This is a genomic window from Kitasatospora sp. NPDC005748, assembly GCF_040630735.1.
Classification (GTDB): domain Bacteria; phylum Actinomycetota; class Actinomycetes; order Streptomycetales; family Streptomycetaceae; genus Kitasatospora.
On record NZ_JBEXYD010000003.1, the window covers coordinates 217,898 to 230,576 of the forward strand.

Annotated in this window: 10 protein-coding genes; 1 reads left to right on the forward strand and 9 read right to left on the reverse strand. The window is 73.3% G+C overall.

What is annotated here, in order from left to right:
• Positions 1–15: 15 nt before the first annotated feature.
• From ABZ495_RS04105 to ABZ495_RS04135, 7 genes are all read right to left on the reverse strand, one after another.
• Entirely contained in the window at positions 16–888 is an 873-nt protein-coding gene (locus tag ABZ495_RS04105; protein WP_359834322.1) for an ABC transporter permease subunit, read from the reverse strand.
• The gene (locus ABZ495_RS04110) at positions 885–3,719 is read right to left on the reverse strand and encodes an alpha/beta fold hydrolase (protein ID WP_359834324.1); all 2,835 of its coding nucleotides are present in this window, start codon (positions 3,717–3,719) and stop codon (positions 885–887) included. The genes ABZ495_RS04105 and ABZ495_RS04110 overlap by 4 nt, the downstream gene beginning before the upstream one ends.
• Before the next feature lie 76 nt (positions 3,720–3,795).
• Positions 3,796–4,089 (reverse strand): hypothetical protein, encoded by a 294-nt coding sequence (locus ABZ495_RS04115; RefSeq protein WP_359834326.1) that lies wholly within the window; start codon positions 4,087–4,089, stop codon positions 3,796–3,798.
• Positions 4,090–4,245: 156 nt separating this feature from the next.
• Entirely contained in the window at positions 4,246–4,716 is a 471-nt protein-coding gene (locus ABZ495_RS04120; RefSeq protein ID WP_329487245.1) for a GNAT family N-acetyltransferase, read from the reverse strand.
• Position 4,717: 1 nt separating this feature from the next.
• Positions 4,718–5,656 (reverse strand): RluA family pseudouridine synthase, encoded by a 939-nt coding sequence (locus ABZ495_RS04125; RefSeq protein WP_329487246.1) that lies wholly within the window; start codon positions 5,654–5,656, stop codon positions 4,718–4,720.
• 33 nt (positions 5,657–5,689) lie between these two features.
• The gene (lspA, locus tag ABZ495_RS04130) at positions 5,690–6,301 is read right to left on the reverse strand and encodes a signal peptidase II (RefSeq protein ID WP_352287138.1); all 612 of its coding nucleotides are present in this window, start codon (positions 6,299–6,301) and stop codon (positions 5,690–5,692) included.
• A gap of 209 nt (positions 6,302–6,510) precedes the next feature.
• On the reverse strand, positions 6,511–7,017 hold the full coding sequence (locus tag ABZ495_RS04135; RefSeq protein ID WP_359834327.1) for a TraR/DksA family transcriptional regulator: 507 nt from the start codon (positions 7,015–7,017) through the stop codon (positions 6,511–6,513).
• A 605-nt stretch (positions 7,018–7,622) separates the two neighbouring features.
• Between ABZ495_RS04135 and ileS the strand changes: the two genes are divergently transcribed.
• Complete coding sequence (ileS, locus tag ABZ495_RS04140) at positions 7,623–10,751, forward strand: isoleucine--tRNA ligase (RefSeq protein WP_359834329.1); 3,129 nt, start codon at positions 7,623–7,625, stop codon at positions 10,749–10,751.
• Between the two features lie 221 nt (positions 10,752–10,972).
• On the opposite strand, the gene ABZ495_RS04145 is transcribed toward ileS, so the two are convergent.
• Both ABZ495_RS04145 and ABZ495_RS04150 read right to left on the reverse strand, forming a co-directional pair.
• On the reverse strand, positions 10,973–12,307 hold the full coding sequence (locus tag ABZ495_RS04145) for a DivIVA domain-containing protein (RefSeq protein ID WP_359802536.1): 1,335 nt from the start codon (positions 12,305–12,307) through the stop codon (positions 10,973–10,975).
• 59 nt (positions 12,308–12,366) lie between these two features.
• Complete coding sequence (locus ABZ495_RS04150) at positions 12,367–12,648, reverse strand: YggT family protein (protein WP_148645520.1); 282 nt, start codon at positions 12,646–12,648, stop codon at positions 12,367–12,369.
• Positions 12,649–12,679: the final 31 nt, after the last annotated feature.

Sequence of the window (12,679 nt, forward strand, 5' to 3'; positions counted from 1 at the left end):
CCTTCCGCAGGCTCCTCAGGACACCACGTCCTTGCGCGCGAACCCGCGGAACGCCAGCGCCAGCAGCACCACCGCGTAGGAGAGCGACAGCGAGACGCCCTGCACCATGCCGCCCCACTCCAACTGCGGCTGCAGGGCGTCCGCCCAGGCGTACTGCCAGTGCGCGGGAAGCCATTCCCGCAGGTCACCGAGGGCGGTGACGGCGTCCAGCACCCCGGTGACGATGGAGGCGAACACCGCGCCGCCGACCGCGCCCAGCGGCGCGTCGGTCGCGGTGGAGAGCCAGAACGCCAGCGCCGCGATCACGACCTCGCCCAGGAACACGAACGCCACCGCGAGCGCCAGCCGCGGCAGTGCCTCCGTCGCCGACAGGGTCGCGCCGGTGGGCAGCTTCAGGTCCCCCCAGCCGTACGCGGCGGTGCCGACCAGCAGCCCGATCGTCGGCAGCAGCACCACGGCCGCCGCCGAGAAGGCCAGCCCCACCACGAACTTGCGGGCCAGCAGCCGGGCCCGGGGCACCGGCGCGGCCAGCAGGTAGCGCAGCGAGGACCAGCTGGCCTCCGAGGCCACGGTGTCCCCGCAGAACAGCGCCACCGGGATCACCAGCAGGAAGCCGGTGCCCATGAAGAGCAGGGTGGTCGCGAAGTTCGGGCCGGAGGCGGTGGCCAGCTCGATGAAGCTGGTCCGGTCGGCCCGCCCCGGCGTGCCGCCGATCTGGAACGCCGCCAGGATCACGAACGGCATCGCGGCCAGCACCCCGCCGATCACCAGGGTGCGCCGGCGCCGCAGCTGGCGCAGGGCCTCGATCCGCAGCGGCAGCGTCCGCCCGGGCCGGTACCCGGGCGCGTGGTCCGGTGAGACGTGGTCCGGTGACACAACGGCGCTCACGCCGCACCTCCGATCAGCGACAGGAACGCGTCCTCCAGCCGGCGGTGCGGTCCGGCCCGCTCCACCGGCACTCCCAGGCGCACCAGCTCGGCCAGCAGTTGGCTGGCCGCCATGCCGTCCAGCCGCACCAGCAGCCCGCCCTCGACCACCTCCACCGAGCCCACGCCGGCCAGCGCGCCCGCCTTGTCGGCGGCCACCGCCAGCTCCGACGGCCCGAACGAGTCGGGTGTGCCGATCAGCAGGTGCTCGCCCGCGCCGATGATCTCGGCGACGGCGCCCGCCGTGACCAGCCGGCCGCGGTCCATCACCACCAGGTCGGTGCAGCTCTGCTCGACCTCCGCCAGCAGGTGGCTGGAGACGATGACGGTCCGTCCGGCGGCGGCGTAGCGCACCATCACCTCGCGCATCTCGCGGATCTGCGGCGGGTCGAGCCCGTTGGTCGGCTCGTCCAGGATCAGCAGGTCCGGCAGGCCGAGCATGGCCTGGGCGATGGCCAGGCGCTGCCGCATGCCCTGCGAGTAGGTCCGCACCGCCCGGTCCAGCGCCTCGCCGAGCCCGGCGATGGCGAGCGCCTCCGCCAGGTGCGCGTCCGCCTCCGGGCGGCCGGTGGCCTGCCAGTACAGCCGCAGGTTGGCCCGGCCGCTCAGGTGCGGCAGGAACCCGGCGCCCTCGACGAAGGCGCCGACCCGCGACAGCACCGGCGCGCCGGGCCGCACCAGGTGGCCGAAGATCCTGATCTCGCCGGCGTCGGGCCGGATCAGGCCCATCAGCATCCGCAGCGTGGTGGTCTTGCCGGCGCCGTTGGGCCCGAGCAGCCCGAGCACCTGGCCCTGCTCCACCCGGAAGCCCACGTCCCGGACGGCGTACCGGTCGGTGGCGCCCTTGTAGCGCTTGCCGAGGCCGGTGATCTGCAGCGGCACCTCGGCCAGCGCCGGGTCGTAGGCCGGCCCGCGGGCGGTCCGGCCGCGCCGGCGCAGCCGCGGCAGGAGCAGCAGCGCGGCCGCCACCGCGACGGCGATCAGCGGCAGCACCCAGGTCCGGGCCGGCAGCGGGGTGGCCTCGGTGACCAGCTCGGCGACGGTCGGCGCGGTGACCGGGCCGGCCAGGGAGACCCGGTAGGTGGCCGGCTCGGCCGGCGAGGCGTACGCCAGGTCGGTCGCGGCGAGCACCAGCCGCAGCCGGTGCCCGGCGGCGAAGGTGTGGTCGACGGTGGGCAGCGCCACCGTGACGGTCCGGCCGCCGGGCGCGTCCGCGCCGGTCACCCGGAGCGGGGCGGACAGCTGCTGCGGCAGGGTCTGCTTGCCGTCCGGCGCGACGTCGTACAGCTTGGCGAAGAGCACCGCGTCCGGCCGGTCGGCCGCGACCTTCACCGTGACCGTCGGCTGCCCGGTCAGGTGCAGTTGCCCGTCCAGCGGCGCCGAGTCGAACCCGGCGTACTGACCGGGGAAGTCGAGCGAGAGCCCGGCCCCGAGCGAGGCGGCCTGGCTGAGCGCGCCGATGCCGGGCAGCGCGGAGATGTTGGGCGGCGCGCCGCCGGGCGGGTTGGCGAAGGTCTGCTCGGCGCCCGCCTTGCCGCCGGTCAGCTCCACCTGCCGCGAGCCGGTGCCCGCCAGACCGGGGTAGGCGTCGGCGGAGGCGCCGCGCAGCACGGCCTGGAAGCCGGTGGAGTCCACCCCGCCGGTGCGGGTCACCCGGAACGCCGGCCCGGTGGAGCCGGCCGGGTCCTGCCCGGCCGGCTCCTTCAGGTACCGGTCGAACCAGGCACCGACCCGGTCGTCCACCCGGGCGCTGGTGTCGGTGCCGCCGTCGTGCCCGCCGGCGAACCAGTCCACCGCGACCGGCGCGCCGTTGGCCGCGACCGCCCGGGCGATCGCATCGCCCTGGTCGAGCGGGAACAGCGAGTCCTGCTGGCCCTGGACGACCAGGGTGGGCGCCTTGAGCCGCCCGGCCACCGAGGACGGGCTGGAGCGGTCCAGCAGGGTCACGGCTTCCGGATCGGCGTGACCGGCGGTCGCCACCCGGTCGTACATCCGGCAGAGCTCGTCCAGGAAGCGGCCGCAGCCGACCGTCGCGTCCGCCGAATCGCCCGGGGCCTGCTGCGGCCCGGTGCCACCGCGCGGGGCCTCGCCCGAGGGGCCGAGGTCCCCCGCCGAGCCGGTGGTGAAGAAGATGCCGGCCCAGAGCTTCTTGAACACGCCGTCCACCGCGCCCGAGCCCCGCACGCCCTGCGGGAACAGCGCGTCGGCCAGGTTCCACCAGGTGATCTGGCTGGCCACCGCGTCGATCCGGCTGTCGTACGCGGAGCCGAGCAGCGACACCGCCCCGCCGTACGAGGCACCGGTGATGCCGACCCGCGGGTCGCCCGGCCCGTCGAGGCGCACCTCGGGCCGCTGGGCCAGCCAGTCGACCAGGTGCCGGACGTCCTCGACCTCGCGGTCGGGGGCGTTGAGGCCGATCCGGCCGCCGGAGTGGCCGAAGCCGCGCGCCGACCAGGTCAGCACCGCGTAGCCCTGCCGGGCGAGCTGCTGGGCGCGCTCGCGCTCACCCTCCTTGGAACCGCCGAAGCCGTGGGCGAGCAGGACCGCCGGGCGGGGGCCCGTCCCGGTCGTGAAGAACGAGGTGTCCAGCTGGACCGTGGCGTCGCTGCCGGGCGTCTCCGGCATGCTGAGGAAACGATCCTCCTGCCGGACGGGCTCGTCCCCGCCGGCGGCCACCGCCACCGCCGTGCCGACTCCGGCCACCACCACCAGGGCCACCGCCGCGGCCAGCACTCTTCGTCCGACAGCCGTTCCGCGGCCGCGCCACCGACGCCACGCCCCACCGAGCTCCATGGTCGGTGATCGTATCCGCCGTGCCGGTAGGCGTCCGATAAGGCCGCCCGGGCCGGGCCGGGCCGAGACGCCCGATTCATCCGACTATGCCCGGGTGTCGTCCGCCCGTCCCGCCCCACCGCCCGACGACGAGGTGTCTGTGCTCCGGCCGCTGACCGGCCTGCTCGCCGCCATCGCCGCCACCCTGGTGGTCGGCCGGATCGTCGACCAGGTCTTCCAGCGCGTCGCCGCGAGCCACCCGGACGACGCCGTCTGGGCACTGCTGCGCCGCTGCCGGATCCCCCTGCAGCTGGGGGCCGGGTCGGCGCTGACGCTCGCCGCCGCCCCGCGGGAGCGGATCTTCCACCGGCACGACGACGGCCTGCACCACCTGGTGCCGCTGTTCCTGCTCGGCTCCGTCGGCCGGCTCACCGTCCGGGTGGTGGCGACCGGCCTGGAGGCGCTGCTCAGCCGGTACGAGACGGCGCCGACGACTGCGCACGGAGGAGCACCCCGGTCCCGGCGCGGCCCGGGACCGGGACCGGCCCTAGAGCACCCGGGTCATGGTCCGGTGCGGGATCCCGGCGTCGTCGTAGACCGGCCCCTCCGCCGTGTAGCCGAGCCGCTCGTAGAAGCCCAGCGCCTGCACCTGCGCGTGCAGCTCGACCTCACGGGCGCCCCGCCCGCGCCCGGCCGCCTCGACGGCGCGGACCAGCTCGGCGCCCAGCCCGGTGCCGCGCGCCGCCTTCACCACCGCGAGCCGGCCGAGCAGCACCCGGCCCGCCGTCCCGCCGGTGAGGGCGAGCGCCTGCGGGCCGTGGATCAGCCGGGCGGTGCCGAGCGGCTCGCCCTCCGGGCCGACCGCCAGCAGGTGCTCGGAGGTCGCGTCGAGGTCGTCGTACTCCAGTTCCTCGGGCACGCCCTGCTCGGCGATGAACACCTCGTGCCGGACGCCCCGCACCAGTGCCAGGTCGTCCGCGCCCTCGGCCACCCGGATCCGCGCCGCGAAGGAGCTCATGTCAGCTCTCCGCCGAGATGATGTCCAGCGCCCTGCGCAGGTCCTCGGGGTACTCGCTGCCGAACTGCACCCACTCGCCGTCGGCCGGGTGCTCGAAGGCGAGCGAGACCGCGTGCAGCCACTGCCGGGTCAGCCCGAGCCGCTTGGCCAGCGTCGGGTCGGCGCCGTAGGTCAGGTCGCCCACGCAGGGGTGGCGCAGCGCCGACATGTGCACCCGGATCTGGTGGGTCCGGCCGGTCTCCAGCTTGATGTCCAGCAGCGAGGCGGCCCGGTAGGCCTCGATGAGGTCGTAGTGGGTGACGGAGGGCTTGCCCTCCTGGATGACCGCCCACTTCCAGTCGGAGCTGGGGTGGCGCCCGATCGGCGCGTCCACGGTGCCGCTCATCGGGTCCGGGTGGCCCTGCACCAGCGTGTGGTACTTCTTCTCGGTCACCCGGTCGTGGAACTGGCGCTTGAGGTCGGTGTAGGCGCGCTCGGACTTGGCGACCACCATCAGCCCGGAGGTGCCCACGTCGAGCCGGTGCACGACGCCCTGGCGCTCCGCGGCGCCCGAGGTGGAGATCCGGTAGCCGGCCGCGGCCAGGCCGCCGATCACGGTCGGACCGGTCCAGCCGGGGCTGGGGTGGGCGGCGACGCCGACCGGCTTGTCGACGAGCACGATGTCCTCGTCGTCGTGGACGATGCGCATGCCCTCGACATGCTCGGCGACGATCCGCACGGGCGCGGCGGGGGCCGGGATCTCGACCTCCAGCCAGGAGCCGGCGGTGACCCGGTCCGACTTGCCGGCCAGGGCGCCGTCGAGCGTCACCTTGCCGTCGGCTGCCAACTCGGCGGCCTTCGTCCGGGAGAAACCGAACATCCGGGCGAGAGCGGCGTCGAGACGCTCGCCCTCCAGGCCGTCGGGTACGGGGAGGCTGCGGATCTGCGCTGCGGTACTCACCCGTACGAGTATGCCGGACGCGGGAGCCGCCCCTTACGCGGTCGGGCCGGGCCGGTCCCCGTCGGCGTCGCCCCCGGCCGCCCCGTCCTTGCCGCCCGCGCCCTTGCCGGCCGGCTGGTGGACCGTGCCGTCCGGGTTGCTGCCGCGGAAGGAGAGCAGCACCACCAGGATGCCGCCGCAGACGATCGCCGAGTCGGCGAGGTTGAAGACGGCGAAGTGCTGGACGGAGATGAAGTCCACGACGTGGCCGCGGAAGGCGCTCGGCGAGCGGAACAGCCGGTCGGTCAGGTTGCCCAGCGCCCCGCCGAGCAGCAGCCCGAGCGCGATCGCCCAGGGGAGGCTGTACAGCCGGCGGGCGATCCGCCAGATGACCACGATGACCGACGCCGCGATCACGGTGAAGACGATGGTCAGCGCCTGGCCCATGCCGAACGCGGCGCCGGAGTTGCGGATCACCTGGAAGGTCACCACGTCGCCGATCACCTTGATCGCCGCGTGGTTCTCCAGGCGGGCGACCACCAGCAGCTTGGTCCCCAGGTCGATCAGGAAGGCGACCAGCGCGACGCCCAGCAGGACACCGATCCGCCGACGGCCCTTCGGTGCCTCCTGCTCGACCGGAGCGGTCACCTCACCGGGCTCGGCCACGGCCTCCTCCAGGGCTTCGGCGGGGGTCGGGACGGACTCGTCCCGCGTCTGGGGGGAACCTTGCGTACTGATGATCCGCTCCGCTGCCGATGAGGGTCCCCCGGGGCCGAAGGTCGGGGGAGAGTGGGCCGGTGGTCGCCGACCTCGACGAGTCAGGCGACGTTACGGGGTCGAGCGTACGGCAAGCCCGACCCCCCGCGTCGCCCCGGTCAGCGGCGTTCCTGCTTGGCCTTGCACTGGACGCAGAGCGTCGCCCGGGGGAAGGCCTGCATGCGGGCCTTGCCGATGGCCTGGCCGCAGGACTCGCAGGTCCCGAAGCCGACGCCCTCCAGTCGGCCCAGGGCCCGCTCGACCTGCGCGAGGCTGTCCCTGGCGTTGTTGGCCAGCGCCAGCTCGCTCTCCCGCGAGATGTTCTTCGTACCGGCGTCGACCTGGTCGTCGCCGGCTCCGTCGTTGGAGTCCCGCATCAGCCCGGTGATCGCGGCCTCGGCGGCGCCGATCTCGTTCTGCAGCCGGTCCAGCTCGCTGATCAGCTCGGCGTGCAGTTCGTGCACCTCCTGCGAGGTCCACGGGTCCTCGCCCGGGCGGACGGGAAGCTCGGCCGGGTCCACGGCCTCCGCGCCGCCGCCGCGGACCGCCGCGGCGGGGGTGCGGGTGCGGCCGGGGGCCACGAGCGCGGAATCGTTGCTGGTCTTGTGCCGTGCGGTAGTGGTCACGGTCCCCTCCCCTGGTTCGCCTGCCACGGCCTTGCGGGCCCGCTTGGTGGCGGTACCCGCGCCGGTTGCCTCATCAGCCATGGCTTCGACCCCATCTACGAACGAATCGAGCCGCCGGTTCCCGGCGGCCTCCAGTGCCGGAACGATAATCCCCATCAAAACCGGTCACAACATGACATACCGACGCCTCACAATGATCCCACCCAGGCAGCCGTCACAACCGCCCCGCCCCGCGCGCTGACCTGAGTTGTGCCCAGAACACCCCCGCCTAACCGCCTCCGCGCGCCGTCGCGGCGGCGGACAAACCGACTTGCGGCTGCCGATAGACTGGGCCGGCAAGGCGCAGATGGGACGAGTACCGACGTACGCAGCCACCAGCGACCCGGGGACGGTGCGAGCCCGGGGGTGTGCGCGGCGGGAAGATCACCCCGGAGCCGCCGGAAGAACGGCCGCTGGTCAGCCCAGCGGCCCGGTAGAACCGGCAGCAAGCCCAAACAAGAGGGTCGCAGCAGCACCGCGGCCAAGGAGGGTGGTACCGCGGGGCGGCTCGCCGTCTCGTCCCTCCGTCGGATCCAGCCGATATCCGCCGGAGGTTTGACACCGCGATGACCACCTACAACGCCGTCCCCGCGCAGGTGGACCTGCCTGCCCTCGAACACCAGATCCTCTCCTTCTGGCAGGACAGCAAGATCTTCCAGCGCAGCCTGGAGCAGTCCGAGGGCCGCCCCGAGTGGGTGTTCTACGAGGGCCCGCCGACCGCCAACGGCATGCCCGGCGCCCACCACATCGAGGCCCGCGTCTTCAAGGACGTCTTCCCCCGCTACCGGACGATGAAGGGCTACCACGTCGCCCGCAAGGCCGGCTGGGACTGCCACGGCCTCCCCGTCGAGCTGGCCGTCGAGAAGGAGCTGGGCTTCTCCGGCAAGCAGGACATCGAGGCGTACGGCATCGCCGAGTTCAACGCCAAGTGCCGCGAGTCGGTGACCCGCCACACCGACGCCTTCACCGAGCTCACCACCCGGATGGGCTACTGGGTCGACCTCGACGACGCCTACCGGACGATGGACCCGTCCTACGTCCAGTCGGTCTGGTGGTCGCTCAAGCAGATCTTCGACAAGGGCCTGCTGGTCCAGGACCACCGGGTCGCCCCCTGGTGCCCGCGCTGCGGCACCGGCCTGTCCGACCACGAGCTGGCCCAGGGCTACGAGACCGTCGTCGACCCCTCGGTCTTCGTCCGCTTCCCGCTCACCTCCGGCCCGCTGGCCGGCGGGGCCGCGCTGCTGGTCTGGACGACCACGCCGTGGACCCTGGTCTCCAACACCGCCGCCGCCGTCCACCCCGAGGTCACCTACGTGGTGGCCACCGACGGCACCGAGCGGCTGGTCGTCGCGGAGCCGCTGCTGGCCAAGGCGCTCGGCGAGGGCTGGGAGGCCACCGGCGAGTCCTTCACCGGCGCCGAGATGGAGCGCTGGGCGTACCGCCGCCCCTTCGACCTGGTCGAGATCGAGGACGCGCACTACGTCCTCAACGCCGACTACGTCACCACCGAGGACGGCACCGGCATCGTCCACCAGTCGCCCGCCTTCGGCGCGGACGACCTCGCGACCTGCCGCCGCTACGGCCTGCCGGTGGTCAACCCGGTGCTCGCCGACGGCACCTTCGCGCCCGAGGTCCCGCTGGTCGGCGGCCAGTTCTTCAAGAAGGCCGACGAGGCCCTGGTCGCGGACCTCCAGGAGCGCGGCCTGCTCTTCCGCCACCTGCCGTACGAGCACAGCTACCCGCACTGCTGGCGCTGCCACACCGCGCTGCTCTACTACGCGCAGCCGTCCTGGTACATCCGGACCACCGCCGTCAAGGACGCGATGATCCGCGAGAACGAGGCCACCAACTGGTACCCGGAGACGGTCAAGCACGGCCGCTTCGGCGACTGGCTGAACAACAACATCGACTGGGCGCTCAGCCGCAACCGCTACTGGGGCACCCCGCTGCCGATCTGGCGCTGCGAGGAGAGCCACCTCACCTGCGTCGGCTCACTGGCCGAGCTCTCCGAGCTCACCGGCACCGACCAGAGCGGCCTGGACCCGCACCGCCCGTACATCGACGACGTCACCTTCGCCTGCCGCGAGTGCTCCGGCACTGCCACCCGGGTGCCCGAGGTGATCGACGCCTGGTACGACTCCGGCTCGATGCCCTTCGCCCAGTACGGCTACCCGTACCAGAACAAGGAGCTCTTCGAGAAGCGCTACCCGGCGCAGTTCATCTCGGAGGCGATCGACCAGACCCGCGGCTGGTTCTACACGCTGATGGCCGTCGGCACCCTGGTGTTCGACAGGAGCAGCTACCAGAACGTCGTCTGCCTGGGCCACATCCTGGCCGAGGACGGCCGCAAGATGTCCAAGCACCTGGGCAACATCCTGCAGCCGATCCCGCTCATGGACCAGCACGGCGCGGACGCGGTGCGCTGGTTCATGGCGGCCGGCGGTTCGCCCTGGTCGGCCCGCCGGGTCGGCCACGGCACCATCCAGGAGGTGGTCCGCAAGACCCTCCTCACCTACTGGAACACCGTCGCCTTCCAGGCCCTGTACGCCCGCACCTCCGGCTGGGCGCCGTCCGCGAGCGACCCGGCCCCGGCGGCGCGGCCGCAGCTGGACCGCTGGGTGCTCTCCGAGCTGAACACCCTGGTCCGCGAGGTCGACGCGGCCTTCGAGGCGTACGACACCCAGCGCGCCGGCAAGCTGCTCTCCGGCTTCGTCGACGACCTCTCCAACTGGTACGTCCGCCGCGGCCGCCGCCGCTTCTGGCAGGGCGACGCCGCCGCGCTCGCCACCCTGCACGAGGCGCTGGAGACGGTCACCCGGCTGATGGCCCCGCTGACGCCGTTCATCACCGAGCGGGTCTGGCAGGACCTCGTCGTCCCGGTCGCCCCGCAGGCCCCGGCCTCGGTGCACCTGGCGGGCTGGCCGGAGGCGGACGAGGCGCTGATCGACGCCGACCTCTCGCGGCACATGGCGCTGGTGCGCCGGCTGGTCGAGCTGGGCCGGGCCACCCGCGCCGAGTCCGGCGTGAAGACCCGTCAGCCGCTCTCCCGCGCGCTGATCGCCGCCCAGGGCTGGGAGGAGCTGCCGGCCGACCTGCGCGCGCAGATCGCCGAGGAGCTCAACGTCTCCACCCTGGAGTCGCTGGCCGAGGTCGGCGGCTCGCTGGTCGACACCACCGCCAAGGCGAACTTCCGGGCGCTCGGCAAGCGCTTCGGCAAGGGCGTGCAGGACGTGGCCAAGGTGGTCGCGGCCGCCGACGCCGCGGTGCTCGCCGCCGAGCTGCGCGCCACCGGCAGCACCGGGGTGGAGCTGAACGGCGAGCGGATCGAGCTGGGCCCGGACGAGGTGATCATCACCGAGACCCCGCGCGAGGGCTGGGCGGTCGCCAACGAGTCCGGTGCCACCGTCGCCCTCGACCTGGCCATCACCCCGGAGCTCAAGCGCCTCGGCATCGCCCGCGACGCGATCCGGCAGATCCAGGAGGCCCGGAAGAACTCCGGCCTGGAGGTCTCCGACCGGATCGTGCTGCGCTGGCAGGCCGCCTCCGACGAGACCACCGAGGCGATCACCGAGCACGGCCCGCTGGTCGCCGAGGAGGTACTGGCCGCCGACTTCGCGGCGGGCGCCGCCGACTGGGAGTCCGAGACCTTCTCGGACGAGGGCCTCGGCCTGACCTTCCGGCTCCGCAAGGCCTGACCCGCGCGGCCTGACCCGCACGGCCCGACCCGTCGGGCCCGACCCGCACGGCGAAGCCGCCGCCGCCCCACCCGGGGTGGCGGCGGCTTCGCCGTCTCCGGAGCCCGCGCCCCGGCGCCCGGTCGCACCGGCGCTCACCCGGGCGGGCACACCGACGAGGGCGCCCCCGTCATGACCCGGAAGTCACGGCAGGGGCGCCCTCGAAATGCCTGGCTACAACCTCAGTTGTCGCCGTCCTCGTCGATCAGGAAACCGCGCATCGGCGCCGGCGCCTGCTGCATCGGCTGCGGCGGCTGCGGGCGGACGGCGGCCATCGGCTGCGTCATCCCGGCCGGCTGCATCTGCGGGGCACCGGAGTTGCCACCGGAGGACTGCCCGCCGAAGCTCGGCGCACCGTTGTTGCCGCCGAAGGAGCTCTGGCCGCCGAACGAGGGCTGGTTCCCGCCGAAGGACGGCTGGTTGCCACCGAAGCCCGGAGCACCCCCGCTCATCGCGGACGCACCGGCCGGAGCCATCGACGACGCGGCCGGCGGCAGCGATGCGGTGGCCGGGATGCGCGGCGGAGCGAGCGAGTCGTCCGCCTGCGACTCCAGCTGGCGCAGCTGGGTCTCCAGGTAGGACTTCAGACGCGTGCGGTACTCACGCTCGAACGCCCGCAGGTCCTCGACCTTGCGCTCCAGCGTGGCCCGCGCGGACTCCAGGGAGCCCATCGCGACGCGGTGCTTCTCCTGCGCGTCCCGCTCCAGGGCGTCGGCCTTGGCACGGGCGTCGCGCTCCAGACCCTCGGCCCGGCTGCGCGCCTCGCCGACGATCTTGTTGGCTTCGGAACGGGCCTCCGAGATCGCCTGGTCCGCGGTCTGCTGGGCGAGCGCCAGCACGCGGGCCGCGCTGTCGCCGCCGGGGCCCTGCTGCTGCTGCATCGGAGCGCCCATCGGGCCGCCCATCTGCTGCGGCTGGCCCATCGGGCCGCCCATCTGCTGCATCTGCTGCTGGCCCATGCCCTGGCCCATCGGGTTGCCCATCTGCTGCGGGCCACCCGGACCGCCCATGGGCTGGAGCATCTGACCGCCCATCGGCTGCACCAGCTGCTGCTGGCCGCCCATGGTCTGGTTCATCTGCTGCTGCTGGCCGCCCATCGGGCCGCCTTGGCCGGACGGGAGCTGCGGGGCACCGGACGGCAGGCCGAGGGGCTGGTTGCCCATCTGCTGCTGCTGCTGCGGGCCGCCCATCTGCTGCGGACCGCCCGGGCCGCCCATCTGCTGCGGGCCGGGGCCCTGCTGCTGCCCGGGCACCGGCGGGCCGGATATGGCGGCCGGCACCGGGGCGCCGGGACGCGAGTCCTGCGGCGGCTCCTTGCGCATGTTGGCCTGGTTCTGCGCGGCGGCACGGGTCGCGGCGGCCAGCTTGGCGCGCAGGTCCTCGTTCTCGCGGAGGAGGCGGGTCAGCTCCGCCTCGACCTCGTCGAGGAAGGCATCGACCTCGTCCTCGTCATAGCCTTCGCGCAGGCGGACGGTCGTGAACTGCTTGTTCCGAACGTCCTCGGGGGTCAATGGCATCTCTTCACCTCAACGTGATCGTCGGCACACCGGCATCCTGTCGCATCGCTCACCTACGACTAGGGCCGCACAAGCGAGATCAGGACATACACAATGATCATCAGTACGAAGAAGGACAGGTCGAGCGCCACGCCCCCGAGACGCAACGGCGGAATGAACCGCCGAAGAAGCTTGAGCGGCGGATCCGTGACAGTGTACGTGGCCTCCAGGACCAGGACCATGGCCTTGCCGGGCCGCCACGAACGTGCGAACTGGAAGACCCAGTCCATCACCAGCCGCACAAGCAGGAACACCAGGAAGACGGTCAGCGCGTAATAGAGCACCGCCCACACGATCCCCATCGCGCTTCCCTCTCCCCGGTTCTCGGCCCTT

Bases quoted from the DNA above. Each gene is read 5' to 3' on its own strand.
- ABZ495_RS04120 (WP_329487245.1), bottom strand. From the start codon at position 4,716: ATGAGCTCCTTCGCGGCGCGGATCCGGGTGGCCGAGGGCGCGGACGAC.
- ABZ495_RS04145 (WP_359802536.1), bottom strand. From the start codon at position 12,307: ATGCCATTGACCCCCGAGGACGTTCGGAACAAGCAGTTCACGACCGTC.
- ABZ495_RS04150 (WP_148645520.1), bottom strand. From the start codon at position 12,648: ATGGGGATCGTGTGGGCGGTGCTCTATTACGCGCTGACCGTCTTCCTG.
- ileS (WP_359834329.1), top strand. From the start codon at position 7,623: ATGACCACCTACAACGCCGTCCCCGCGCAGGTGGACCTGCCTGCCCTC.
- ABZ495_RS04110 (WP_359834324.1), bottom strand. From the start codon at position 3,719: ATGGAGCTCGGTGGGGCGTGGCGTCGGTGGCGCGGCCGCGGAACGGCT.